Source organism: Microbacterium trichothecenolyticum (assembly GCF_041938625.1).
GTDB lineage: Bacteria > Actinomycetota > Actinomycetes > Actinomycetales > Microbacteriaceae > Microbacterium > Microbacterium trichothecenolyticum_D.
Map to the genome: position 1 here is coordinate 4193636 of NZ_CP169427.1, position 22636 is coordinate 4216271.

Annotated in this window: 25 protein-coding genes and 1 riboswitch; of the genes, 8 read left to right on the forward strand and 17 right to left on the reverse strand. The window is 71.3% G+C overall.

Annotation, left to right across the window (positions count from 1 at the left end; all coding sequences use genetic code 11):
• Positions 1-75: 75 nt before the first annotated feature.
• The 6 genes from ACEYYH_RS19375 to ACEYYH_RS19400 form a co-directional block, all read right to left on the reverse strand.
• Positions 76-1380 carry an extracellular solute-binding protein gene (locus ACEYYH_RS19375; protein ID WP_374975926.1) on the reverse strand — a complete coding sequence of 435 codons (1305 nt, stop codon included), beginning with the start codon at positions 1378-1380 and terminating at the stop codon, positions 76-78.
• Between the two features lie 412 nt (positions 1381-1792).
• Positions 1793-2158: a VOC family protein gene (locus tag ACEYYH_RS19380; protein WP_374975927.1), complete on the reverse strand. Its 366-nt coding sequence runs from the start codon at positions 2156-2158 to the stop codon at positions 1793-1795.
• A 121-nt stretch (positions 2159-2279) separates the two neighbouring features.
• Complete coding sequence (locus tag ACEYYH_RS19385; protein ID WP_374975928.1) at positions 2280-3119, reverse strand: SDR family oxidoreductase; 840 nt, start codon at positions 3117-3119, stop codon at positions 2280-2282.
• 23 nt (positions 3120-3142) lie between these two features.
• Positions 3143-3919 carry an enoyl-CoA hydratase/isomerase family protein gene (locus ACEYYH_RS19390; protein WP_374975929.1) on the reverse strand — a complete coding sequence of 259 codons (777 nt, stop codon included), beginning with the start codon at positions 3917-3919 and terminating at the stop codon, positions 3143-3145.
• Positions 3920-3927: 8 nt separating this feature from the next.
• Positions 3928-4689 carry an SDR family NAD(P)-dependent oxidoreductase gene (locus tag ACEYYH_RS19395; RefSeq protein WP_374975930.1) on the reverse strand — a complete coding sequence of 254 codons (762 nt, stop codon included), beginning with the start codon at positions 4687-4689 and terminating at the stop codon, positions 3928-3930.
• A 120-nt stretch (positions 4690-4809) separates the two neighbouring features.
• Positions 4810-5325 carry a hypothetical protein gene (locus tag ACEYYH_RS19400; RefSeq protein ID WP_374975931.1) on the reverse strand — a complete coding sequence of 172 codons (516 nt, stop codon included), beginning with the start codon at positions 5323-5325 and terminating at the stop codon, positions 4810-4812.
• A gap of 68 nt (positions 5326-5393) precedes the next feature.
• On the opposite strand from ACEYYH_RS19400, the gene ACEYYH_RS19405 reads away from it, so the two are divergent.
• On the forward strand, positions 5394-6119 hold the full coding sequence (locus tag ACEYYH_RS19405; RefSeq protein WP_374975932.1) for a phosphotransferase: 726 nt from the start codon (positions 5394-5396) through the stop codon (positions 6117-6119).
• On the forward strand, positions 6116-6622 hold the full coding sequence (locus ACEYYH_RS19410) for an SRPBCC domain-containing protein (RefSeq protein ID WP_374975933.1): 507 nt from the start codon (positions 6116-6118) through the stop codon (positions 6620-6622). The genes ACEYYH_RS19405 and ACEYYH_RS19410 overlap by 4 nt, the downstream gene beginning before the upstream one ends.
• A 12-nt stretch (positions 6623-6634) precedes the next feature.
• Here the strand turns inward: ACEYYH_RS19410 and ACEYYH_RS19415 are convergent, their stop codons facing one another.
• The 3 genes from ACEYYH_RS19415 to ACEYYH_RS19425 all read right to left on the reverse strand — a co-directional run bounded on the left by ACEYYH_RS19415 (position 6635) and on the right by ACEYYH_RS19425 (position 9550).
• A complete protein-coding gene (locus ACEYYH_RS19415; protein ID WP_374975934.1) occupies positions 6635-7432 on the reverse strand; it encodes an energy-coupling factor transporter transmembrane component T family protein in 798 nt (265 codons plus the stop codon).
• Entirely contained in the window at positions 7429-8904 is a 1476-nt protein-coding gene (locus tag ACEYYH_RS19420) for an ABC transporter ATP-binding protein (protein WP_374975935.1), read from the reverse strand. Before ACEYYH_RS19420 ends, ACEYYH_RS19415 begins: the two co-directional genes overlap by 4 nt.
• 1 nt (position 8905) lies before the next feature.
• Positions 8906-9550 (reverse strand): ECF transporter S component, encoded by a 645-nt coding sequence (locus ACEYYH_RS19425; protein WP_374975936.1) that lies wholly within the window; start codon positions 9548-9550, stop codon positions 8906-8908.
• A riboswitch (TPP riboswitch) is annotated at positions 9543-9652 on the reverse strand. Its footprint overlaps the gene before it by 8 nt.
• 36 nt (positions 9653-9688) lie before the next feature.
• Here ACEYYH_RS19425 and ACEYYH_RS19430 point away from each other — a divergent pair.
• Positions 9689-11338: a D-alanyl-D-alanine carboxypeptidase family protein gene (locus ACEYYH_RS19430; protein WP_374975937.1), complete on the forward strand. Its 1650-nt coding sequence runs from the start codon at positions 9689-9691 to the stop codon at positions 11336-11338.
• Between the two features lie 18 nt (positions 11339-11356).
• Here the strand turns inward: ACEYYH_RS19430 and ACEYYH_RS19435 are convergent, their stop codons facing one another.
• The 3 genes from ACEYYH_RS19435 to ACEYYH_RS19445 are packed head-to-tail and all read right to left on the reverse strand — an operon-like array spanning position 11357 to position 14043.
• Positions 11357-11770: an RbsD/FucU family protein gene (locus ACEYYH_RS19435; RefSeq protein WP_374975938.1), complete on the reverse strand. Its 414-nt coding sequence runs from the start codon at positions 11768-11770 to the stop codon at positions 11357-11359.
• A gap of 13 nt (positions 11771-11783) precedes the next feature.
• Positions 11784-12761 carry an aldo/keto reductase gene (locus tag ACEYYH_RS19440; RefSeq protein ID WP_374975939.1) on the reverse strand — a complete coding sequence of 326 codons (978 nt, stop codon included), beginning with the start codon at positions 12759-12761 and terminating at the stop codon, positions 11784-11786.
• Positions 12748-14043 carry an L-fuconate dehydratase gene (locus ACEYYH_RS19445; protein ID WP_374975940.1) on the reverse strand — a complete coding sequence of 432 codons (1296 nt, stop codon included), beginning with the start codon at positions 14041-14043 and terminating at the stop codon, positions 12748-12750. Before ACEYYH_RS19445 ends, ACEYYH_RS19440 begins: the two co-directional genes overlap by 14 nt.
• 136 nt (positions 14044-14179) lie before the next feature.
• Between ACEYYH_RS19445 and ACEYYH_RS19450 the strand changes: the two genes are divergently transcribed.
• The 4 genes from ACEYYH_RS19450 (at position 14180) to ACEYYH_RS19465 (ending at position 17126) form a co-directional block, all read left to right on the forward strand.
• Positions 14180-15040 (forward strand): fumarylacetoacetate hydrolase family protein, encoded by an 861-nt coding sequence (locus ACEYYH_RS19450; protein WP_374975941.1) that lies wholly within the window; start codon positions 14180-14182, stop codon positions 15038-15040.
• On the forward strand, positions 15037-15798 hold the full coding sequence (locus ACEYYH_RS19455; protein WP_374975942.1) for an SDR family NAD(P)-dependent oxidoreductase: 762 nt from the start codon (positions 15037-15039) through the stop codon (positions 15796-15798). Before ACEYYH_RS19450 ends, ACEYYH_RS19455 begins: the two co-directional genes overlap by 4 nt.
• A 123-nt stretch (positions 15799-15921) precedes the next feature.
• Positions 15922-16257: a transposase gene (locus ACEYYH_RS19460; protein WP_374978152.1), complete on the forward strand. Its 336-nt coding sequence runs from the start codon at positions 15922-15924 to the stop codon at positions 16255-16257.
• Positions 16254-17126 carry an IS3 family transposase gene (locus ACEYYH_RS19465; RefSeq protein ID WP_374975770.1) on the forward strand — a complete coding sequence of 291 codons (873 nt, stop codon included), beginning with the start codon at positions 16254-16256 and terminating at the stop codon, positions 17124-17126. Before ACEYYH_RS19460 ends, ACEYYH_RS19465 begins: the two co-directional genes overlap by 4 nt.
• Before the next feature lie 259 nt (positions 17127-17385).
• Here ACEYYH_RS19465 and ACEYYH_RS19470 read toward each other — a convergent pair whose 3' ends face one another.
• Complete coding sequence (locus ACEYYH_RS19470) at positions 17386-18234, reverse strand: amidohydrolase family protein (RefSeq protein WP_374975943.1); 849 nt, start codon at positions 18232-18234, stop codon at positions 17386-17388.
• A gap of 75 nt (positions 18235-18309) precedes the next feature.
• Between ACEYYH_RS19470 and ACEYYH_RS19475 the strand changes: the two genes are divergently transcribed.
• Positions 18310-18987, forward strand: coding sequence for a FadR/GntR family transcriptional regulator (locus ACEYYH_RS19475; protein WP_374975944.1), 678 nt, complete (start codon positions 18310-18312; stop codon positions 18985-18987).
• Between the two features lie 163 nt (positions 18988-19150).
• Here ACEYYH_RS19475 and ACEYYH_RS19480 read toward each other — a convergent pair whose 3' ends face one another.
• The 4 genes from ACEYYH_RS19480 to ACEYYH_RS19495 form a co-directional block, all read right to left on the reverse strand.
• Positions 19151-20077 (reverse strand): DnaJ domain-containing protein, encoded by a 927-nt coding sequence (locus ACEYYH_RS19480; protein WP_374975945.1) that lies wholly within the window; start codon positions 20075-20077, stop codon positions 19151-19153.
• A 67-nt stretch (positions 20078-20144) separates the two neighbouring features.
• The gene (locus ACEYYH_RS19485) at positions 20145-20690 is read right to left on the reverse strand and encodes a hypothetical protein (protein ID WP_374975946.1); all 546 of its coding nucleotides are present in this window, start codon (positions 20688-20690) and stop codon (positions 20145-20147) included.
• Positions 20687-21532, reverse strand: a complete 846-nt coding sequence (locus ACEYYH_RS19490) for an LssY C-terminal domain-containing protein (protein ID WP_374975947.1) — start codon at positions 21530-21532, stop codon at positions 20687-20689. The genes ACEYYH_RS19485 and ACEYYH_RS19490 overlap by 4 nt, the downstream gene beginning before the upstream one ends.
• 27 nt (positions 21533-21559) lie before the next feature.
• Positions 21560-22633, reverse strand: coding sequence for an enoyl-CoA hydratase/isomerase family protein (locus ACEYYH_RS19495; protein ID WP_374975948.1), 1074 nt, complete (start codon positions 22631-22633; stop codon positions 21560-21562).
• Between the last annotated feature and the right edge of the window lie 3 nt (positions 22634-22636).

The window sequence follows — 22636 nt, forward strand, 5'->3', positions numbered from 1 at the left end:
CTCTTCTCGGGCGGTCAGGGCCACGGTTCCGGTCCGGCGGGGCGGTTCGCCGCCCCGCCGGACCGTCGCGCGTGGTTACTCCATCGCGAATTCGACGTTGGCCTGCGCCTCTTCGAGCGCGGTCTGCATGTCGGTGCCGCCCATGATCTGCGTCATGGCCGTGCTCACCGCGTCGCGGGCCTCGTAGTAGTACGCACCCGTGTTGTTCGAGGGCACCTCGGGGCCGAACTTCACCACGTCGGCGAAGATCGGCTGGCCACCGAAGAACTCGATCGGCTCGTTGTACACGTCGCTGTCACCCGCGGGGATCCAGTTCGCGACCGCGCCGGCCTTCGGAAGGATCGTGTCGTAGAGCTCGGTGGAGCCGGCGAAGGTCGCCGCGAGGAAGTCCGACGCCAGGTCGACGTCGGCGGTCGACGAGATCGCCCAGGACGAGCCGCCGTTGGCCGAGTAGTTCGTCGCGCCCGAGACGGTGTCGAGCTTGGGCAGGTTCGTGACGCCCCACAGGCCGTCCTGGTCCTCGGCGGTCTGGATCGAACCGACGATCCACACACCGTTGATCGTGCCGCCGACGGTGCCGTTCACGAGCGTGCCGATGTACTCGTCCCACGAGTTGACCTCGACCAGCACGCCCGTCTCGACGAGCTGCGTGTACATGTCGATGGCGGCCTCGAGCGCCTCGTTGTCGACGATGGTGGGGTTGCCCTCGTCGTCGAACAGGCTCGCGCCGGCCGACTGCAGCATCATCATCGGGATGTCGGCGGACCCGGCCTGGCCCGACAGCAGCGGCTGACCGGTCTTGGCGAGCACGTCCTCGCCGATCGTGAGGTACTCGTCCCACGTGATGTCGGTGAAGTCGTCGACGGTGTACCCGGCCTCGGTGAGCACGTCGGTGCGGAGGGCCGTGATCGCCGTGCCGGCGTCGAACGGCACGCCGTAGTTGATGTCGTCGATGGTCGAGTAGTCCACGACCGACTGCGGGAACTCCGAGAAGTCGATGTCGGAGTCGCTGAAGTCCGAGAACAGGTCGGGGTAGTTGAGCCCGTTCTTCTGGAACGCGTTGTTCTGCATGAGGAAGATGTCGGGCAGCTCGCCGAACGCCTGCGACTGGGCGATCGTGGTCAGCTTCGTCTGCAGGTCGTCCCAGGGCACTTCGACGATCTCGAGCTCGAAGTCCGGGTGGTCCTCCTGGTAGACCTTCTCGGCCTCCTCCATCGCGTAGATGTTGAACGCGGGGTCCCAGGTCCAGACGGTGAGCTTGTCGTCGCCGTCGCCCTCGCCCGAACCGCCGCCCGAGCTGCTGCTGCAGGACGTCAGGGTCAGTGCGAGGGGCACGGCGAGCACGAGGGCTCCCGCGGTCAGCTTGGTGAAGCGCTTCATGGGATTGCAGATCCTTCCGTGGATTCCGTGACGCCGGGGCGGTGCCCCGGCGGCGACACGCACCGCTCGTGGTGCCGTGCTGCGTGTGGGCGGATCAGTCGTCGACACGTCGGAACGCGCGACGAATCGAACAGAGACACTCCCGGAAGATCTCGGCGATGCGACGTCGCATCGTTGCGCTCTCCGGTGAGCACGCCGTCCTCTGATTCCGAAGGAAAGCTAACACTGGTAACGTCACCACGCCAGTGTTTTAGCGGATTCTCACTTTCGGGAATCATCCTCGCGGACGCCGTCGAGCACCGTCGCCGGCGGCGCATTCGGCGTGCACGCGGCACTCACGGCGGGAGAGCGGATGCTGCGTCCCCGGCCTCGCGGCCGCGCGCGGCGCGCGTCAGCTGTGAGCGGCGGGGGCCTACGCGCCGAGGTTCACGAGATTGCCGGCGGGATCGCGCACCTGCGCGACGCGCTCGCCCCATGGCATGTCAGCGGGCGGCTGAATCGGGTGTCCTCCGGCGGCGACCCAGGCCGCGTAGGCACGGTCGACGTCGTCGACGTAGAACCACAGTCCGACCCGCTCGCCCGCACCGGGCGGCAGCGCGTCCGCGTCACGGCCGATCCCGAGGGAGACACCGTCGATCTTCAGCGACACGTAGGCGTCGGCGCCGTGCTCGTCGGGGAACCGGTAGTCGACCGTTCCACCGAGCGCTCGCTCGTAGAACCTCACGAGCTCGGGGAGCTCGCGGGTCAGCAGGATCGGGAACAGGCTCCGCACCGCCATGGCCCCACGGTACGCCGCCACGCCCGCTCGAGACAGGGGATCCCCGCCGAGACCGAGGGCGACGACCCCGGTTTCGCGACGAGTCCCCGGTCTCGGCGGGACCGGGGACTCGCTCGGAGCTCTAGTCGAGGAAGATGTCGGGGAACAGCGCCGAGTCGGGGGTTCCCGGAACCGCGGCGTAACCCGAGAAGTCGGTCACGCCGACGGCCTCGAGCACGTCCTCGACGATGAGCGTCTGGCCGGTGTACTCGCGCGCGGGCTTCGTGAAGATCTCGTACGCGGCGTCGGCGTAGATCTCGGGCGTGCGGCTCACCTTCATCATGCGGTCGCCGCCCAGGGCGAACTGCACGGCCGCGGTGGCGATGGTGGTGCGCGGCCACAGCGTGTTCGCGGCGATGCCCGCCTCGGCGAACTCCGCCGCGATCCCCAGCGTCGCCATCGTCATGCCGTACTTCGCGAGGGTGTAGCCGGTGTGCCCGCCCAGCCACTTCGGCGACAGGTTGAGCGGCGGTGAGAGCGAGAGGATGTGCGGGTTCGCAGCATCCTTCAGAATCGGCACCGCGGCGCGCGAGAGCATGAACGTGCCGCGCACGTTGACGTCCTGCATGAGGTCGTACTTCTTGGCGTCGAGATCGAGCGAGCGTGACAGGTCGATGACCGAGGCGTTGTTCACGACGATGTCGATGCCGCCGAACTCGCCCTCGGTCTTGAGCACCGCCTCGGTGACATCGTCGTCGTTGCGCACGTCGCCGACGATCGGCAGCGCGTTGCCGCCGGCCGCGCGGATCGCTTCCGCCGCCGAGTGCACGGTCCCCTCGAGCTTCGGGTGGGGCGTGTCGGTCTTGGCCAGCAGCGCGATGTTGGCGCCGTCGCGCGCCGCGCGCAGCGCGATCGCGAGGCCGATGCCGCGGCTGCCGCCCGACATCAGGATGGTCTTGCCGGCGAGGGGCTTGTCGCTCATCGGGGTCTCCTCAGGTCAGGAAGTCAGGATCGGGACTTGGCGGATGATGCGGCGAAGGCCGCGACGCGCGCTCTGGCGTCGCCGGTGTCGAAGCGGGCGCCGATCGAGCGCGCCTCGTCGTCGAGGTTCTCGGCGAACGAGCGCCCAGCGCCGGTGCGGACGAGGCGCTTGGCCTGCCCGAAGGCACCGGTGGCGTTGTCGAGCCAGAACCGCGCCACCGTCTGGGCGCGGGAGGCCACGTCGGCCGCGGGCACGACCTCGGTCACGAGGCCCCAGTCGAGTGCCGTCGGGGCGTCGATCGTGAGATCCTGCAGCAGGAGCTGCAGCGCGCGGCGCTGGCCGACCGCGGCCGGCAGGAGCGTCGAGACGCCGAGGTCGGGGGTGAGCCCGATGTTGGCGTACTTGCTGACGAACTTGGAGTGCTCCGACGCGACGATGTAGTCGGCCGTGAGCATGAGCCCCAGTCCGCCGCCCGCGACCGCGCCCTGGACCGCGGCGACGATGGGCTTGTCCGACTCGACGAACGTCCGGATGCCGTCGTGGATCGTGTGCGCGGCGCCGGTGACCTCCGCGCCCGACGCCCCCGAGGTCGCCATCTCGAGCACGTCGCCGCCGGCGCAGAAGGCCGGGCCTGCAGCATCCACGATGATGGCCCCCACCGACGCGTCGGACGTGAGCTCGTGCGCGACGTCGCGCCAGCGGGCACCCATCTCGAAGCCCATCGCGTTGAGGAACGCCGGCCGGTTGAAGGTCACGCGCGCGAGGGCGCCGTCGCGGGTGACGAGGATCGAGTCGCTCACGTTTCTCCTTACTTCGGTGCCATGCGGATGGCGCCGTCGAGGCGGATGGTCTCACCGTTGAGGTAGCCGTTGTCGACGATCGACATGACCAGGCGCGCGTACTCGTCGGGCTTGCCGAGACGCTGCGGGTACGGCACCTGCTCGCCGAGGGAGTCCTGCGCGGCCTGCGGCAGGCCCATCAGCATGGGGGTCTCCATGATGCCGGGCGCGATCGTCACGACACGGATGCCGTAGCGCGCGAGCTCGCGGGCGATCGGCAGCGTCATCGCGTGCACGCCGCCCTTCGACGCCGAGTACGCCGGCTGCCCGATCTGGCCGTCGAACGCGGCGACGCTCGCGGTGTTCACGATGACGCCACGGTCGCCGTCGGCGGTGGGCTCGTTCTTCGCGATCGCGGCCGACGCCTGCGAGATGACGTTGTAGGTGCCGATGAGGTTGACGCGGACGATCCGCTCGAAGCCCTCGAGCGGCGACGGGTTGCCCTCGCGGTCGAGCACCTTGGCGGGCGGGGCGATGCCGGCGCAGTTCACGACGACGCGGAGGGGAGCGGATGCTGCGGCCGTGGCGACGGCGGCAGCCACCTGTTCCGGGTTCGTGACGTCGGCCGGCGCGAACGATCCCCCGAGCTCTGCGGCGATGTCGGCGCCCGCCGAGGTCGGCAGGTCGACGATCGTGACGGTCGCGCCCGCTGCGGCGAGACGCCGTGCCGTGGCGAGGCCCAGCCCGCTCGCGCCACCGGTGACGAGTGCGGCGGTGCCCGTGAGGTCCATGGATTCTCCTTCGAAGTCCGGATTCTGCGGAACCGCGTATCAGCATACGCGGGACTCAGTCCCATCGCTCACCAGTCGGCGGCGCCGCGGGACCAGGCTAACGGGCGCTCGCCGGGGCCGTCACGGCCCGAACTGCGGACCGATGCGCGTGAGGGCCGAGATGCGGTCGATCAGCTCGGCGGGCCGCGCGAGGAGCAGGCGCGCCTCGCCACGTGCGGTCAGGTACTCCACCAGCCGCGCCGTCACCTGTGCGTCGCCGCGGCGGTAACCCGAGAGATAGTGCTGCGTCGCGCGCCATTCCAGCCGCTCCCCGTCGAGCGTCGTGATCACGACGAGGAAGGTCGGCGTCTCGGCCGCCTCGCCGGTCTCGAGGCCTGCGGCCACGCCGCCGAGCAGCGCCGCCGCCATGTCGGAGATCGCCGGGTACGGCCACCAGGTCGCCGGCGGATCGACGGTGACCGTGTGCACCTCGGCCCACGGCACGAACTGCGACCGGGGCTCGCCGATGTGACGGGAGAGCCCCTCGGGCGAGAGCCGCACGTGCCGCGCCGCGGTGTCGCCGATCGCGACCGCCGGCTCCGCGCCTTCGAGTGCCGTGAGAGGTCCTCGGCGGCGGGTGGCGCGCGTGGTGGGCATGCCCCCATCCCACCACGCCGGTGGCGCGCGGTGCGGCAGGCGTCCTGAGCGCCCGGCAGGATGGGAGCGTGTCGATCCCCGTCGAAGACGTCGCCGTCCCCGAACGCGTGCGTGCGCTTGCGCGCGGCGCGGAACTCACCCCCGTCTGGGCCAACGAACTCGGCGGCCTCACCTTCCGCACCGACGACGGCAGGTACCTCAAGTACGGCCCCCGCAACGCCGAGACGTCGTTCGCGCGCGAGGCCGAGCGACTGCGGTGGGCGGCCGCGTACATCGCTGTGCCGCGGGTGCTCGAGGCCGGAGGCGACGACGGACACGAATGGATGGTGACGGCGGCGCTGCCGGGCTTGTCGGCGGTCGATCCGCGATGGATCACGGATGCCGCCACCGCCGTCCGCGCGGTCGGCCGGGGTCTTCGCGCCCTGCACGACGCGCTGCCGGTCGACGACTGCCCCTTCGACTGGAGCGTGCCCGGGCGGATCCAGAACGCGGCGGGACGCGGCATCCGTGTTCCCGAGGCGTTTCTCGACGCGCCGCCGATCGACCGGCTCGTCGTATGCCACGGTGACGCGTGCTGCCCCAACACGCTGATCGGCGACGACGGACGGTTCAGCGGGCATATGGACCTCGGGGCACTGGGCGTCGCCGACCGCTGGGCCGACATCGCCGTGGCGTCGATGTCGACGGCGTGGAACTATGGCGAGGGATGGGAGGACGCCCTCATCGAGGCGTACGGGATCGACCCGGATCGCGAGCGCCTGTCTTACTACCGAGAGCTCTGGAACGCGACATGACCGACATCACCGGCAACGTCTGCGACATCGACGGCAAGCCGAACCTCGTGATCCTGCGGCGTTTCCGCGCGACGGCCGACGAGGTGTGGCGCGAGCTCACCGACTCCGCGCGACTCGAGCGCTGGATCGGCCGATGGGAGGGGGATCCGGCACACGGGCACGTCACGTTCTTCATGACGGCGGAGGATCCGGATGCTGCGGGCGAGGAGTACACGATCCTCGAGTGCGATCGCCCCCGGCGCTTCGCCGGCGACACCTCGGCAGGATCCGGTGCGTGGCATCTGTGGTTCGAGCTCGCGCAGGAGGAGCACGGCGACACCGTGCTCACGTTCGGTCAGCGGCTGGGCCCCGAGGACGAGGTCGGCTCGATCGGCCCGGGCTGGGAGTACTATCTCGATCGCCTGGTCGCGGCGCAGGCCGGGGTCGACGTCGGCACCGTGAAGTGGGACGACTACTTCCCGGCCCTGCAGCCCGGCTACGAGCGGCTCGTCGCCGGGGGCTGACTCCCGGGCAGCTCAGGACCAGACGAACCGGAAGGTGCCCGCGGCCACCGCGGCGCCGATCGCCAAGGCCATGATCACGGTGCCGCCGAGCAGCGCCACGGCGTCGCGCGGGTGCAGGCGCGACGGCCGCGCCCACGTGCGCGGGATGCCGGAGCCGAAGCCGCGCGCCTCCATCGCCATCGCGAGCTTGGTGCCGCGACGCACCGCGAACACGAGCAGCACGAACGCCATCGAGAAGAACCGGCGGATGGCGCCCGAGTCGCCGACGCCGCGCGCGCGACGGGCGAGGCTCATGCTGCGCCAGTCATCGAGGAAGAGCCCTAGCGTGCGGGTGCCCGCGAGCACGCCGAGCACGAACCGCGAGGGCAGCTTCGCGACCTGGGCGAGCGCGTCGGCGAGCTCGGTGGGGTCGGTGCGGCCGAAGAGCAGGATCGTCGGCAGCGCGAGCGCGACCACGCGCAGGCACACCGCGATCGCCAGGGCGATCGAGTCGTCGCTGATCGTCGCGTACCAGAACGACCAGTAGACGGTACCGCCGGGTTCTGCGTACAGCAGCATGCTGACACCCGCGACCGGCGCGAAGACCAGGATGGGCAGCATCCGCTTCAGCACCGTCATGGCTGCCAAGCCGGTCAGCGGGATGCAGGCGAGCTGGAGCACGATCGCCACGAGGGCGCTGGTGGCGTCGATCGAGGCGAAGAGCGGCACCGACAGCAGCAGCGCCAGCACGACCTTGGTGACGGGGTTGACGCCGTCGAGCCACGCCCGCGGCGCGGCCTCGACGTCGGCGCGCGCGTCGACGGCGGTCACGATCCCACCCCCACGTGCTGGGGCGCGCCGAGTTCGATGCGGTGGCCGCCGAGGTGGTGCAGCACGTCCTCGTCGTGGGTCACGGCGACGACCGTCGTGCCCGCGGCGATCTCGGACTGCAGCAGCTGCACGAGCTCGATCCAGCCGCAGCGGTCCTGACCGAAGGTCGGCTCGTCGAGCACGATCACCGGCGGCGCGTCGGCGAGCACGGTCGCGACCGAGAGCCGGCGCTTCTGCCCGCCCGACAGCGTGAACGGGTTCGCGGCGGCGAGGGGCGCGAGGTGCAGCCGCTCGAGCAGCTCGCCGACGATCTGGTCGACGGCGGCCGGGTCGACGCCGCGCGACCGCGGCCCGATCGCGAGCTCGCCCTGCACCGTCGACGCGAGGAATTGATGCTCGGGCTCCTGGAACACGGTGCCGATGCGCGTGAGCAGCTCGCGCGACGTCCACTTCGAGGGCCGGCGGCCCGAGCGGCCGGCCAGCTCCGGTGCCGCCTCGACGCGTCCCGCCGCCTCGGGGAGCAGTCCTGCGAGCGTCAGTGCGAGCGTGGACTTGCCGGCGCCGTTGGGCCCGGTGATCACGGTCGCCGCGGCCTGTGGGACGGCGAGGTCGAGCCCCGCGCGCACGATCGTGCGGCCGTCACGGGAGATCGAGAGAGCGGATGCTGCCACCGCCGTCGGCGCGTCCGCCGGCGCTGCGTCGAACACGGGCAGGTCGACCGGCCGGCCCGGCACCCACACCCCCGCGGCGGCGAGCGCGGCACTGTGGCGCGCGAACACCTCGGCCGGCGTGCCGTCGGCGAGGAGTCCGCCGTCGGCGCCGACCACGATGACGCGGTCCATGAGGTCGGCCCACACCGCGGTGCGGTGCTCGATCACGACGAGGGTCGCACCGGTCTCGCGCACCGCGCGCTCGACGGCGTCGCGCACCTCGCGAACGCCGTCCGGGTCGAGGTTGGCGGTGGGCTCGTCGAGCAGCAGCACGCCGGGGCGCATCGCGAGCACGCCGGCGAGCGCAAGCCGCTGCTTCTGCCCTCCCGAGAGCGCCTTCGTCGCGCGGGCGAGGGGCACGTCGAGTCCGACGGCGTCGAGCGCCTCGGCCACGCGGGAGGGGATCTCGGACGCCGGCACCCCGAGGTTCTCGCAGCCGAACGCGACGTCGTCGCCCACCTTCGACAGCACGACGCCGGCATCGGGGTCCTGCAGGACGAGCCCGACGCGGCCTCGGTGGGCTTCGGCGCGCTCACCGTCGATGAGGAGCGAGCCGGTCTCGTCGCCCTCGTCGGCGCCGCCGAGGAGGCCCGCCATGCCGGCGAGGAGCGTGGACTTGCCCGCGCCCGACGCTCCGAGCAGCAGAACCCGCTGGCCGGGCTCGATCGTGAACGAGACGTCGCGGACGGCGGGGGCCCGTCGCCCGCCGTAGCGCCAGCCCCAGCCCGCCGCTGTAATGCGAGCCGGGTGGGTCACCCTCACGTCAGACCTCGCGGCGCGCTTCGCGTCCGACCGCGAAGCGGTTGAGAGCGCCGGTCGCGGCGAGCCCGCGCACGGCGAACCAGCCGACGACGCCCGCGAGGAGGGCGCCCGAGACCGCCAGCGACACCAGGTAGATGACGTTGAACTCGAGGGTCTTCAGGATGTTGGGCGAGCTGCCGTAGAACAGTTCGAACACCCAGGCGCCGACCGCGGCGCCGACACCGGCGAGCATCGCGACGGGCAGCGTGAAGCGACGGTAGAGGAAGATCGCGAACACCAGCTCCGCGCCGAGGCCCTGTACGAGGCCCGAGAAGAGCGTCGAGACGCCCCACACGTTGCCGATGAGCATCGAGACCAGGGCGGCGATCACCTCGACCAGCAGCGCCGCGCCGGGCTTGCGGATGACCAGGCCGCCGATCACGCCGCCGATGAGCCAGATGCCGACGGCGATGCCGCCGAGACCGGGGGTGAGGCCGTCCATCGCGACGAACCAGGTGCCGCCGACGGTGTTCCAGAGCCAGAAGACGAGGCCGATCGCGACGCCGAGCACCGCCGCGACGACGATGTCGACGACCCGCCAGCGCAGGCTGCGCGGGGGCTGCGAGTGGTCCGCGACGGGGGTGGATGCGGACGTGGACGCGTGCATATGAGCTCCTCCCTGCGCCGGCATGATCCGGATCAGGTTCGACGGTCGAAGCGTGGGTCGCTTCCTCTCAGCCCGGCTCACCGGACTCCCGTGGTTGTGGCGACGAGTATACCGCCGCTTGAGCGGTATTTTGGGTGCGTGACATCGGACGACACCCCGGCACCCTCGCGTCGCGCGCGACGCGTGCGGACCGGTGCCGTGTCGACGCCGGCGTCCGACGATGCCCCGGACGGCGGCATCCTCACGATCCAGACGGGTGAGACGGAAACTGTCTACCCGCCGACGAGCACCGCTCCCGTGGACGTGTCCGCCATGGCGCCGACGATCGCGACCGTGCCCATCGCCGATGTGCCCACGGTCGCGACGTGGAACCCGACGGACCCGCTCGACCCGTCGGGCTTCGCCCTCCCCGGGGTGACGGCCGCCCCGACGGTCACCGGCATCCCCGACGGTCGCACGGCTCTCGCCTGGGTCGACGAGAGCGTCGTCGAGCACGGCGCGGCGCCTGTCGACCTGACCGCGGCATCCACTCCGTACGTCGCGGTCGAGACCGACCTCCTCTCCGACGCCCCGCGGCGCTCGCCGTTCCGTGCCGCGGTCGTCGTGCCCACGCTCGCGATCGCGGCTGTCCTCGGCGCCTACGCGGGGACGACGCTGCTGTGGCCGCTGCATGCGGTGGCGCCCACGGTGACCGCGGTCCAGGTACAGCCGATCCCGGCGCCCGCCGCCGCGCCCGCGTGGCCCGCGCAGGGCAGCGCGGCCGAGGCCGTCGCCGGCATCCCGGGGACGCTCGCCTCCACGGCCGACCCCGACGCCATCGCCAGCATCACCAAGATCGTGACCGCGCTCGTCGTGCTGGAGGAGATGCCGCTCGCTGTGGGCGAGCAGGGGCCGGAGTACCGCTTCACGTCCGCCGACCGCTCGCGCTACTGGCAGTACCGCTCCGGCGGCGAGTCCGCGCTCGACGTCCCTGTCGGCGGCTCGCTCACGGAATACCAGATGCTCGAGGGCATGCTGATCGGCTCGGCGAACAACTACGCCGATCGCCTGGCGCAGGGCATCTGGCCCTCCGACGCCGTGTACGCCTCCGCCGCCAACGCGTGGCTGAGCGCCCACGGCGTTCCGGGCATCACTGTTCGGGAGCCCACCGGCATGGATCCGCGCAACGCCGCGAGTCCCGAGGCCCTCGTGACGCTGGCGCAGAAGGCGCTCGCGAACCCGGTCATCGCCGAGATCGTGGCCAAGCGATCGGTCGACCTCCCCGGCGCCGGCCACGTCGAGAACACGAACGGACTCCTCGCCGATCCGGGCGTCGTCGGGCTCAAGACGGGCACACTCGACGCCTGGAACCTGCTGTCGGCGAAGGACGTCACCATCGGCGACACGACGGTGCGGCTGTACGCGTCGGTGCTGGGCCAGCCGAACGACGAGGCCCGGCTCGCCGCGTCGCGCGCACTGTACGCGCAGATGGAGGCGGAGCTGCAGCCCAAGCCCTCGGTGACGGCGAGCACCGTGGCCGGTCAGGTCGAGACGCTGTGGGGCGACAAGGTCGACATCGTCACGTCGGGCGACGCATCGGTGATCCTGTGGAACGGCGGCAGCGGCACCGTCGCGACGACCTACAACCTGGGCGACAGCCGTGACGCCGGCGATGTCGTCGGCTCCCTCAGCGTCACCGGACCGCTCGATGCGACCACCGTCGACCTGACGCTCGCCGCGGAGATCACCGAGCCGTCGCCGTGGTGGCGCCTCACGCACCCGCTGGACCTCTTCGGCCTCAACGGCTGAGGCGGTGCCGAGATCCGCTCAGGCGGACGGGTGCCCGACGACGCCCTTGCGCAGGAGCGCGTTCCCGTAGGTGCGGGTCTCCCCGGTGCGCACGATCACGTACGCGGTCTTCGCGAGCTCGTAATACTCGAACCGGTCGACGTATCGCGGATCCTCGACGCCGGCCGCGGTGGAGAGCTCGCGCTGCACGTCGAGCACCTCGCCGTCGGCGGACGCCATCAGGTCGAGCGCGGGCGCGTCGTCGAGCGGCACCACGCTGCGAACGGCCGCCAGCACGTCCGGCGTCGTCGTGCCGGGCAGGTCGACGACGCGTGTGCCGATCGCCCACGCCGGGAAGTGCGCGTCGGCGATCACCACCGCATCGGAATGGCCCATGCGGTCCAGGTGGAGCAGCAGCTCCCCCGTCAGCAGCGGGTCGATGCCCTCAAGCATGAGGATCCCTTCGTCAGCGGATGAGACCTGCGGCGGCCAGATCGTCCCACAGCGCGGTGGGGATGTCGATCGCCATGAGCTCCGCGTTCCGGCGCAGCTGCTCGGCACGGCTGCTGCCGACGACGACCGAACGCACGGCGGCGTCGCGGAGCGGGAACTGCACGGCCGCAGCAGGCAGCGGCACCTCGTGCGCGCGGCAGACGGCGAGGAGCGCCTGCAGGCGCTCCCACAGCGGCTCCGGCATGCGTCCGTACTCGTAGCGGTCGTCGCGCGACGGTTCGTCTTTCGCGAGCAGTCCGGAGTTGAAGACGGATGCTGCCACCACCCCGGTGCCGCGCGCGTGGCACGCGGGCAGCACGGCATCCGCGGCCGGCTGCTCGAGCAGCGTGTACCGGCCGGCGATCATGATGAGGTCGAGATCGGCGTTCTCGACGGCCGCGGCGAGCGCCTCGCTCACCATCGAGCCGATGCCGATGGCGTCGACCGCTCCCTCGGCGCGCAGCTGCTCCAGCGCGGGGAACGCCTCGCGCAGTGCCAGGTCGAGGTCGTGGCGCTCAGGGTCGTGCAGGTAGAGCACGTCGACGCGGTCGAGACCGAGGCGCTCGAGCGACTCCTCGAGGCTCGCGCGCACGCCCTCCTCCGAGAAGTCCCACTCGCGGCGCAGCGTCGTCCGCACGTGGAAGTCGGCGGCGAGGTCGAGGCCCCCGTCGTCGTCGGGGTTGGGACGGAGGAGGCGCCCGGCCTTCGTCGAGATCACGAACTCGTGGCGCGGCTTGGTCTGAAGGAACTCGCCGAGACGCCGCTCCGACAGCCCGAGGCCGTAGTGCGGAGCGGTGTCGTAGTAGCGGATGCCGCTTTCCCACGCCGCGTCGAGGATGGACCAGGCCTGGTCGTCGCTGAGCTCGCGGAACAGGTTGCCGACGTTCGCCGCGCCGTAGCCGAGACGTGTGAGCGCGGGGTTCTGGAGAGCAGCGCGCTCAGGCCGCGGCATCCGTCGTCCCGAACTCGTACTCGGCGCGGCTGGCCGCCTTCATCTCCATGCCGGTGCCGGGCGCGGTCGGCGCCACGTACACGCCGCCGCGCACCTCGGTCGGCACGACGAAGTGCTCGTGCAGGTGGTCGACGTACTCGATCATGCGGCCCTCGCGGGTGCCGGTGACGGCCACGAAGTCGAACATCGACAGGTGCTGCACGGCCTCGCAGAGCCCGACGCCACCCGCGTGAGGGCACACCGGCACACCGAACTTGGCCGCCAGCAGGAGGTTCGCGATGTTCTCGTTGACGCCGCCGACGCGGGCCGCGTCGATCTGCATCACCGAGATCGCGCCGGCCTGCAGCAGCTGCTTGAAGATCACGCGGTTCTGCGCGTGCTCGCCCGTGGCGACCCGCACGGGCGCGATGCCGCGCGCGATCTCGGCGTGGCCGAGCACGTCGTCGGGGCTCGTGGGCTCCTCGATCCACGCGGGGTCGAACTCGGCGAGCGCGTTCACCCAGTCGATCGCCTCCGAGACCTCCCACCGCTGGTTCGCGTCGATCGCGATCGGGAAGCCCGGGCCGCACACCTCGCGGGCGACGCGGAGCCGGCGGATGTCGTCGTCGAGGTCGGCACCCACCTTGAGCTTGATCTGACCGAAGCCGTCGGCGATCGCCTCGCGGCACAGGCGCGCGAGCTTCTCGTCGGAGTACCCGAGCCAGCCGGGGCTGGTCGTGTACGCCGGGTAGCCGGTGGCGAGGAGTTCGCGCTCCCGCCCGGCGCGGCCGGGCTCGGCGGCACGGAGGATCTGCAGCGCGTCCTCGGGGGTGAGGGCGTTCGTGAGGTAGCGGAAGTCGACGAGGGCGACGAGCTCCTCGGGGCTCATGCGCGACAGCAGCCGCCACAGCGGGAGTCCGGCGCGCTTGGCCTTGATGTCCCACAGCGCGTTGACGACCGCGCCGATCGCCATGTGCATGACGCCCTTCTCGGGACCGAGCCAGCGCAACTGCGAGTCGCCGATGAGTTCGCGGTTGGTCGCGCCCATGTCGTCGAGGAGCGGCTCGAGCTCGCGCCCGACGAGATGCCCGGCGAGGGCGTCGAGGGCGGCGACCTGCACGTCGTTGCCCCGACCGATCGTGAACACGAAGGCGTGCCCCGAGACGCGGTCCCCGGCGTCCGTCACGATACGGAGGTAGGCGGCGGAGTAGTCGGGGTCGGGGTTCATCGCGTCGGAGCCGTCGAGGCTCAGCGACGTGGGGAATCGGATGTCTGTCGTCTCGAAGGCGACGATGCGGCTCACGGGGCGTTCTCCAGCGGTTCGCGGTTCGGGGAGTCGAACCGCTCGAAGTGTAAACATCGGATGTCTATACTGTCAATCACGCCCGCGGGCCGCGACGGCATCGACGCCGCCCCGCATCGAGAAATCCAGGAGAGCCATGAAGTTCGCGCGCCTCGGCGAGTCCGGCAGTGAGATCCCCGTCGTCCTCGACGCAGATCGCTACCTCGATCTGCGCCCGCTCACATCCGATGTCGACGGTGGATTCCTCGCCGATGACCCCGTCGGCCGGACGACCGCCGCCATCGCCGGAGGACTCCTCCCCGAGCTCGCAGGCGCCGCCGGGCTGCGGATCGGCGCCCCGATCGCCCGACCGAGCGCGGTGATCTGCATCGGACAGAACTATGCTGCGCACGCGCGCGAGTCCGGTGCGGAGCCGCCGACCGTGCCCATCATCTTCCTGAAGACCCCGAACACGGTCGTCGGACCGAACGACGCCGTGACGATCCCGCGCGGCAGCGAGAAGACCGACTGGGAGGTCGAGCTCGGCGTCGTGATCGGCGGCCGCACGGCGTACCTCGACAGCCCTGACGAGGCCGACGCGCACATCGCCGGCTACGTCGTCGCCAACGACGTCTCGGAGCGCACGTTCCAGATGGAGATCTCGGGCGGGCAGTGGTCGAAGGGCAAGATCGCGCACGGCTTCAACCCGACCGGTCCGTGGCTGGTGACACCCGACGAGGTCGACGCGCAGAACCTCGGCCTGAAGAGCTTCGTGAACGGCGAACCCCGTCAGGACTCGAACACGAGCGACATGATCTTCGACGTGCGCGCCATCGTGCACCACCTGTCGCAGTTCGTCACCCTCGAGCCCGGCGACCTGATCCTCACGGGCACGCCGCAGGGCGTGGCGTTCGGCGGGAAGTTCCCCTACCTGAAGGCGGGCGACGTCGTCGACATCGAGATCGAGGGTCTCGGCGCGCAGCGCCAGGAGTTCGTCGCATGGGAGGCGCGCCGATGAGCGGGCAGCAGCTGGACGGCCTCGTCGCCGTCGTGACGGGCGGGGCGTCGGGCATCGGCGCCGCGATCGCGACCGCGCTCGCCGACGAGGGCGCCGAGGTCGCGGTGCTCGACCTCGATCCGTCGGGCGCCGACCCGCGCTTCGCCGCGTTCGCCGCGGATGTGTCGGACCGCGCCGCGGTCGACCGGGCGATCGCCGCCGTCGGCGATCGGTTCGGGCGCATCGACATCCTCGTGAACAACGCGGGGGTCGGCGCGCAGGGCGACATCGCCGCGAACGACGATGCCGAATGGGCGCGCGTCTTCTCCATCAATGTCACCGGCATCGCGCGCGTCACGGCGGCGGCGCTGCCGTGGTTGCGGAAGTCCCCGTCCGCCGCGATCTGCAACACGTCGTCGATCGCGGCCACCGCGGGCCTGCCGCAGCGTGCGCTGTACAGCGCCTCGAAGGGCGCCGTGCTCTCGCTCACCCGTGCGATGGCCGCCGACCATCTGCGCGAGGGCATCCGCGTCAACGCCGTCAATCCCGGCACCGCCGACACCCCGTGGATCGGTCGCCTGCTCGCGAGCGCCCCGGACCCCGTGGCCGAGCGCGCCGCCCTCGAGGCCCGCCAGCCCCACGGCCGGCTGGTGTCGGCCGCCGAGGTCGCCGGGGCCGTGCTCTACCTCGTGAGCCCGTCGTCGGGCTCGACGACCGGCACCTACATCGAGGTGGACGGCGGGATGTCGCCGCTCCGCCTGCGCCCCGCCGGCTCCTGATCGCTCAGGCCCGGCGGTAGACGGGGCGGGCCGCGGCATCCGTTCCACAGGTCAACCGCGCTTCCACAGGACGAATCCCCGTGGGGTGCCCCAGCGATGGTGGAGTCTGGTCCTGTGGAGGAGATGAACTCAGGGAGTAAGGATCCCCGGGCTGGTGGGCGCCATCAGTACACGCCGGCCGAGCGGGCCGAGGCGGTGCGGATCGTTCGGTCGTCGAAGGGGCGCACGATCTTGGAGATCGCCGCGGAGTTGGGCATCAATGACAAGACGTTGAACCAGTGGGTCGTGCAGGCGCGCAACGCGGACATCGATCCGGAGGGCTCGATGACGGATGCCGCGAAGCGGCGGATCCGGGCGCTGGAGAACCAGGTCGCGCAGTTGGAGAAGGATCTCGAGTTCGAGAAAAAAGCGCGGGCCTTCACCCAGGCGATCTCACTGCGTCGGAGAAATTCGAAGTGATCGATGGGTTGAAGGCAGACTTCGGGATCAAGTACCTGTGCGGCAAGCTCGGTGTGTCCGAGTCCGGATATCACGCCCGTCAGAGCCGGCCGCTGTCGGCGCGGGAATCGCGGCGGTGGCAGACGACCTCGCGAGTGCTGGGTGCGTTCGTGCAGTCCGGCCGCGCGGATGGGCACCGCAAGATCGCCGCGACACTGCGCGCCGACGGCTACAGCGTCAACGACAAGACCGTGCTCGCGGTGATGCGGGATCTGGGCGTGATGGCTCCCGCGGCCCGGGCCGCGTATCGGAAGGCGGCCGCGCGTGCCCGACGCACACCGGACCCCGCCGACCTGGTGCAGCGCCGCTTCAACGACACGATCCGGCCCGGGACGGTGCTGGTGGGCGACATCACATACGTCGCCACCGCGGAGGGCTGGTTGTATCTGGCGACCGTCATCGACCTGGCCACCCGCATGGTGATCGGCTGGGCAACCGGGAAACGACAGACCGCGGAGCTGGTCGTCGCCGCCATGAAACGTGCCCAGGCGACCGGTCACGTCCAGCCCGGTGCGATCTTCCACTCCGACCACGGCACCCAGTACCGCTCCAAACGGTTCGCCCGCTTCTGCACCCGTCACGGCATCCGCCGCTCGATGGGTGAGAACTTCGAATGCTGGGACAACGCGGTCGCGGAATCGTTCTTCTCGAAGATCAAGAACGAACGACTCCGCTGGCTGCAGCTGACCACCCGCCGCCACGCGACCCGAGAGATCGCGGACTACATCGAACACTTCAACACCACACGCCGGCACCAGACCCTCGGCTACGCCACCCCCGCCGAGACCATGACCCGACTCACAACCCGACCCGCTGCAATCGCAGCCTGAAACGAAAGGAGCAGGGACCGACTCCACGACACGCGGAGCGCCCTACCGGCGATCGTCCTGCGGAACGCCGGTTGACCCGTCGAGCAGGCCCGCACCGCACGACGCCGCCGCGCCGCGCGCGCCGCGGCATCCGTTCCACAGGTCAACCGCGCTTCCACAGGACGAATCCCCGGCGATCGTCCTGCGGAACGCCGGTTGACCTGTCGAACGAGGCGGATCGTGGGTGCGCGCCGCAGAGCCTGCGGCGGGACGGATGCCGCTACCCCAGGCGGTAGACGCGCTCCGTGTTCTCGGCGAGCACCGCCTTCTGGCGGTGCTCGCCGACACGGTCGGCCAGCCACGACGTCACCGTGTCGAGCCAGCGCCCGTACGGACCGGAGACCGGCCAGTCGCTGCCGAACAGCAGGCGGTCGGGGCCGAAGGCGTCGAGCGCCACGTCGAGGAACGGCCGCACCTGGGCGTCGGTCCACTCGCCCGTCGATTCCGCCGGCAGGCCGGAGAGCTTGCACACGACGTTCGGGCGCTGTGCGAGGTCGCGGAGCGACTCCGCCCACGGCGTGCCGTCCGCCGGCTCGACGTCGCCGGGCGATCCCACTTCGGGCTTGCCCAGGTGGTCGAGCACGATGGCGAGGTCGGGCAGGGCGTCGGCGAAGGCGACCACATCGGGCAGCTGCTCCCACCGCACGCACGCGTCGAAGGTGAGTCCGGCGGCGGCCACCGCCTCCGCCGAGCGCAGGAATCCCGGCCGCAGACAGAACCCCTCCGGCTCGGACTGCAGCAGGCGTCGCACCCCGACGACGACGGGCCGCTCCGCGAACGCCGCGAGGTGCTCGTCGGACGCCTCGGGGTCTTCGAGCGGTGCGCGTGCCACGATGCCCCGCACCGGGACGCGGGAGGTCAGCGACGTGACCCAGTCGACCTCGGCGATCGCCTGCTCGGGCGCGCACTCCGCCTGCACGAAGACGAAGCGGCAGTCCGCGTCGGGGGCGTCCTGCAACGCGATGTCGAGCTCGTCAGGCCCGAAAGATCGGAGCAGAGGTCCTTCGAGCCACTCGTAGGTCAGGGCCTCGGGGTCCCAGAGATGGAGGTGTCCGTCCACGACTCGCATGTCAACATCATGCCGCCGACGCGCGGTGGTAGCAGCATCCGTTTGTTCTTGACATCCGATGTCTAAGATGAGCCCGTGGCCGTCACCGACGAAGCGATCGAGAAGATCAAGGACATGATCGTTCGCGGCGAGCTGACCCCCGGGTCGCGCCTGCCTCCCGAGAAGGACCTCGCCGAGCGCCTCGGACTCTCGCGCAACTCGATGCGCGAGGCCGTCAAGGCGCTCGAGGTCATCCGCGTGCTCGACGTGCGGCGCGGCGACGGCACCTACGTCACGAGCCTCGAGCCGAAGCTGCTGCTCGAGGCGATCTCGTTCGTCGTCGACCTCCACGACGACGACTCACTGCTGGAGATCTTCGCCGTTCGTCGCGTCCTCGAGTCCCACGCGACGGGGCTGGCGGCGCAGCGAGCGGATGACGACGACGTGGCGGGATTGGATGCCGAGATCCGGGGCGTCGCGACCGACACCGACATCGAGTCCCTGGTCGAGCACGACGTGCGGTTCCACAGCGCGATCGCGCGGCTCGCGGGCAACGACTACCTGGCGAGCCTGCTGGAGAGCCTCACCAGCCAGACCGTGCGGGCCCGTGTGTGGCGCGGGCTCACCCAGGCGGGCGCCGTCGAGCGCACGCTCGCCGAGCACCGCGCGATCCTCGACGCGATCGCCGACCACGACATCGAGCTCGCCACGGCGGTCACCCAGGTGCACATCTCGGGCATCGAGCGCTGGCTGCGCCAGGCCCGCGACGCCTGACCGCCGCCGCCCCGGCGCGCGTGACGCGCCCCCGGCCGGCAGCATCCGTCGACATCGCGCGATCTCGCCGAGACGACATGATCGCCGCGCACGCAACGTGTCAGCTCGGCGAGAACGCACGATCGCTGCACCGCCGCGCGCCGCGCCCGGCCGCGACGCCCGGCTACGCGAAGCGCACGGTCTGCTGCAGACGCGTGCGGTAGTCGAACACCTCGTTGCCGCCGATGTCGCGGGCGCCGGTGATGCCGCGGCGCAGCACCGTGGCCAGCGCGCTGCGCGAGACCACGGCCACCCGCACGCCGCGCACGCGGCCGATCTCGTCGATGGGGGTGAGCACGTCCTCGTCGGGCAGCACCACGATCGCGCCGCTGAACCGCACGCCCGCGGCGCGCGCGATCACGCGCATGCGCGAGAGCAGCTCGGCGAGGGGAGTGCCGGGCACGCCGTCGCCGACGAACTCGCCGCGGCGGATGCGCACCGGGCCGCCGAAGTCCTCCGACAGCACACCGTACAGACCGCTCGGGCCGAGCACGATGTGGTCGACCTTCGCGTCGGGGTCACCATGGCGCCCGGCGGCCGCCACGTCGTGCCACACCGTGTACCCCATGCCGAGGTCGGCCACGACGCGGGCCGTCGCCTCCTCGGCGAGCGCGTCGGCGAGCAGGCGCCGCAATGCCACCGGCGCCGAGCGCACGAGCGCGGGGTCGTACGGGTCCTCGAGCGTGACGCCGCGCCCCGCCCACTCGCGGATCAGCGTGAGATACCGCTCGCGGCGCCAGCCGCCGGGGTGCCCGTACGAGCGGGCGCGCGGACGGGTGTCGGACCGGGCTGCCGGGGGCCGCCAGCCCGACCACTCCGGAGCCGCCGCCTCGCCGAACCCGTGCCCGCGGTCGTACGCCGCGCGCGCATCCGGTGTGCCGACGAGTTCCCACGCCCGCTGCACCTGGATGAACACGGCCGCGTCGCCGCCGGTGTCGGGGTGGGTCTGCCTCAGGCGCAGGCGGTACGCCTTGCGCAACGTCTCGTCGTCGACCTCGGGGTCGACCGCGAGCACCTCGTAGGCCGACGCCGAGAGCGGACTGTCGAACACGTGCCCTCCCCCGGGACTTCGATGACGGATGCTGCGCGCCGCCGTCGGCGGCGGAGATCAGGTTACGTCACGCCGGCGTGTCCGGCTCCGCGCGCCGTTCGTTGCGTCGCGCGTAGGCGGCGGCGCTGCGGCTCGACAGGGCGAGCAGCAGCAGGATGTCGATGCTCAGCGACAGGAACGTACCCGCGATCTCGATCTCCTGCCCCTGCGCCCACCACGCCGTGAACGAGGTGCTGATCGACAGCACCGCGATGAGCATCACGAAGACGCGCGCCCAGTTGACCCCGCGGTACACGAAGAAGGCCAGCCCGAGGTCGATGAGGAGCACCGTTGCGCCGGTGCCGATGACGACCCACAGCGCGGCTTGCCTGCCCTCCGGCGTGGGGTCGAACCCGTCGAGCACCGAGTCGGGGTCGGACAGGATCGCATCCCACCCCGTGGCGATGCTCACGAGCACGACGACGCCGGCGATCACCCGCAACAGGATGAGGAGAACACCCGCTACGGTCGAGATCGGCCGCTTCATCTCCGGGTCGAAGCGCGGCGGTTTGAGCAGTCGCCCGGCCGGCTCGTACGCCGGCCGCTTGTGCGGTGCGGGCATCTCGGTGGTCACGCCACCACCTCCCCCGCGCTCTCGACGCGCGGCTGGACCGCGCGCACGTCCACGATGGGCAGGTCCCCGTCGGTGCGGATGCTGTCGCCGCCGCCGTTGCGGGCGTGATAGCCGGTGGCGAAGTCGGCGATGACGTCCACGGTGACGCGGGGGTCGGCACCGCAGATCGACGAGACGATGTGGTCGCGCTCGACATCGGTGTCGGCGTCGATGCGGTGCGTGACCTGCAGCGTGAACAACGAGAGCCCGACGCTCGTGTCGAACGTGCCGGCGGCGAGCCAGTCGACGCGGCGCCCGCCCGGCAGCAGCCAGTCGTCGGGGCAGCGCCAGAACCGCACGTGGTGGCGCTGAGCGGGGTTCCCGTCGACCTCCTGCTGGTAGGCGAAGTCCTGCTGGCGGCCGAAGAGGAAGAGCGGGCTCACCGGCGCCTCGTCGTAGCTGCGCCGCGTGAGCGTCGACGTGATGATGCGCCACGACGAGCCGAGCGTCACCGGATCCGCCTCCGTCCAGCCGGCCGCCTCGAGCGAGGCGCGGATCTGATCGCCGGTGCCCTGGAACGCGAGGTTCACCGGGTCGCCCAGGAGCCCGTCACTGGTGCGGGTGCGCCCGATGAAGTAGTCGGGCACGTAGATCGTGGTGAGGATGCGGTGCAGCCTCGGCAGCACGAGGTAGGCGAGCAGCACCCAGAACACGAGGAAGAACGGGATGCCCCACCACCCGACGTGGAACGTCTCGGTGAGGCTGAGGTACGCGAGCCACAGTGCCGCGAGCCCGGCGAAGACGAAGAAGAACCAGTCGATCGCGACGCCGATCGAGTAGCTCCTCCGGTGCCGGGTGCTCACGATCCCTCCTCGTCGCCGATGCCGGCGTCAGCCCCAGAGCGGGACGTCGGGCCGGTGGGCGAGGGCGGTCTCGCCGACGTCGTCCGGCAGCTCGGCCAGGGTCGCCGGCTGCCAGCGGGGGGTGCGGTCCTTGTCGATCACCTGCGCCCTGATGCCCTCCGGCAGGTCGGGCTGGGTCGTCGCGAACCACATCACCAGGCCGTACTCCTGGTCGAGCGCGTCCCTGAGACCCGGGAGTTCCCGAGCCCGACGGATGGCGGCGAGCGTCACCGCGAGACCGGTCGGCGACAGTTCGCCGAGCAGGTCCGCGGTGGCGGATGCCTCGGGCTCGGGGCGCGCCCGCAGTCGCTCGACGATCTCGGCGACGGTGTCGGCCGCGAACGCGTCGTCGATCCACTCCCGCGCGGCGATGAGCCTCGACGGAGCCGGCGTCTCATCGAACAGCAGCACGAGCTCGGCCGGGCTGGACGGGTCGGCGCGCGTCTCGAGCGCGTCGCGGACGGCGTCGAGGTTCTCGTGGGGCACGTAGTGGTCGGCGAATCCGGCGTAGATCGCGTCCGAGGCATCCATCACCGCGCCCGTCAGCCCGAGATACTCGCCGAGGCGGCCCGGCGCGTGGGCGAGCAGCCACGTGCCGCCGACGTCGGGGGTGAAGCCGATGCGCGTCTCGGGCATGGCGAGCTGCGAGCGCTCGGTCACGATCCGGATCGCCGCGTGGCCCGCGACACCGATGCCGCCGCCCATCGTGATGCCGTCGGCGAAGGCGACGAACGGCTTGGGGTACTCGGCGATGCGCGCGTTGATCGCGTACTCGGCGCGGAAGAACACCGCCGCGTCGTCGGCACGGCCGCTCGTGACCTGCTCGGCGAGCCCGCGCACATCGCCGCCGGCGCACAGTCCGCGCTCGCCGGCGCCGTCCAGCAGCACGACGTCGACCTCGGTGTCGTGCTCCCACGCGTCGAGCGCCGCGTGCAGCTGCTCGACCATCTCGAGGTTGAGCGCGTTGATCGCACGAGGCCGGTTGAGGGTGAGGTGCCCGAGGCCCCCGCTCGTGCTGACGAGGACGGTGGGCTCGGCGGCGGTCTCGGCGAGGTCGGTCACGAG

Bases quoted from the DNA above. Each gene is read 5' to 3' on its own strand.
- ACEYYH_RS19425 (WP_374975936.1), bottom strand. From the start codon at position 9,550: ATGCACGCGTCCACGTCCGCATCCACCCCCGTCGCGGACCACTCGCAG.
- ACEYYH_RS19450 (WP_374975941.1), top strand. From the start codon at position 14,180: ATGAAGTTCGCGCGCCTCGGCGAGTCCGGCAGTGAGATCCCCGTCGTC.
- ACEYYH_RS19435 (WP_374975938.1), bottom strand. From the start codon at position 11,770: ATGCTTGAGGGCATCGACCCGCTGCTGACGGGGGAGCTGCTGCTCCAC.
- ACEYYH_RS19410 (WP_374975933.1), top strand. From the start codon at position 6,116: ATGACCGACATCACCGGCAACGTCTGCGACATCGACGGCAAGCCGAAC.
- ACEYYH_RS19455 (WP_374975942.1), top strand. From the start codon at position 15,037: ATGAGCGGGCAGCAGCTGGACGGCCTCGTCGCCGTCGTGACGGGCGGG.
- ACEYYH_RS19385 (WP_374975928.1), bottom strand. From the start codon at position 3,119: ATGAGCGACAAGCCCCTCGCCGGCAAGACCATCCTGATGTCGGGCGGC.
- ACEYYH_RS19375 (WP_374975926.1), bottom strand. From the start codon at position 1,380: ATGAAGCGCTTCACCAAGCTGACCGCGGGAGCCCTCGTGCTCGCCGTG.
- ACEYYH_RS19470 (WP_374975943.1), bottom strand. From the start codon at position 18,234: ATGCGAGTCGTGGACGGACACCTCCATCTCTGGGACCCCGAGGCCCTG.
- ACEYYH_RS19395 (WP_374975930.1), bottom strand. From the start codon at position 4,689: ATGGACCTCACGGGCACCGCCGCACTCGTCACCGGTGGCGCGAGCGGG.
- ACEYYH_RS19380 (WP_374975927.1), bottom strand. From the start codon at position 2,158: ATGGCGGTGCGGAGCCTGTTCCCGATCCTGCTGACCCGCGAGCTCCCC.
- ACEYYH_RS19400 (WP_374975931.1), bottom strand. From the start codon at position 5,325: ATGCCCACCACGCGCGCCACCCGCCGCCGAGGACCTCTCACGGCACTC.
- ACEYYH_RS19460 (WP_374978152.1), top strand. From the start codon at position 15,922: ATGAACTCAGGGAGTAAGGATCCCCGGGCTGGTGGGCGCCATCAGTAC.
- ACEYYH_RS19440 (WP_374975939.1), bottom strand. From the start codon at position 12,761: ATGCCGCGGCCTGAGCGCGCTGCTCTCCAGAACCCCGCGCTCACACGT.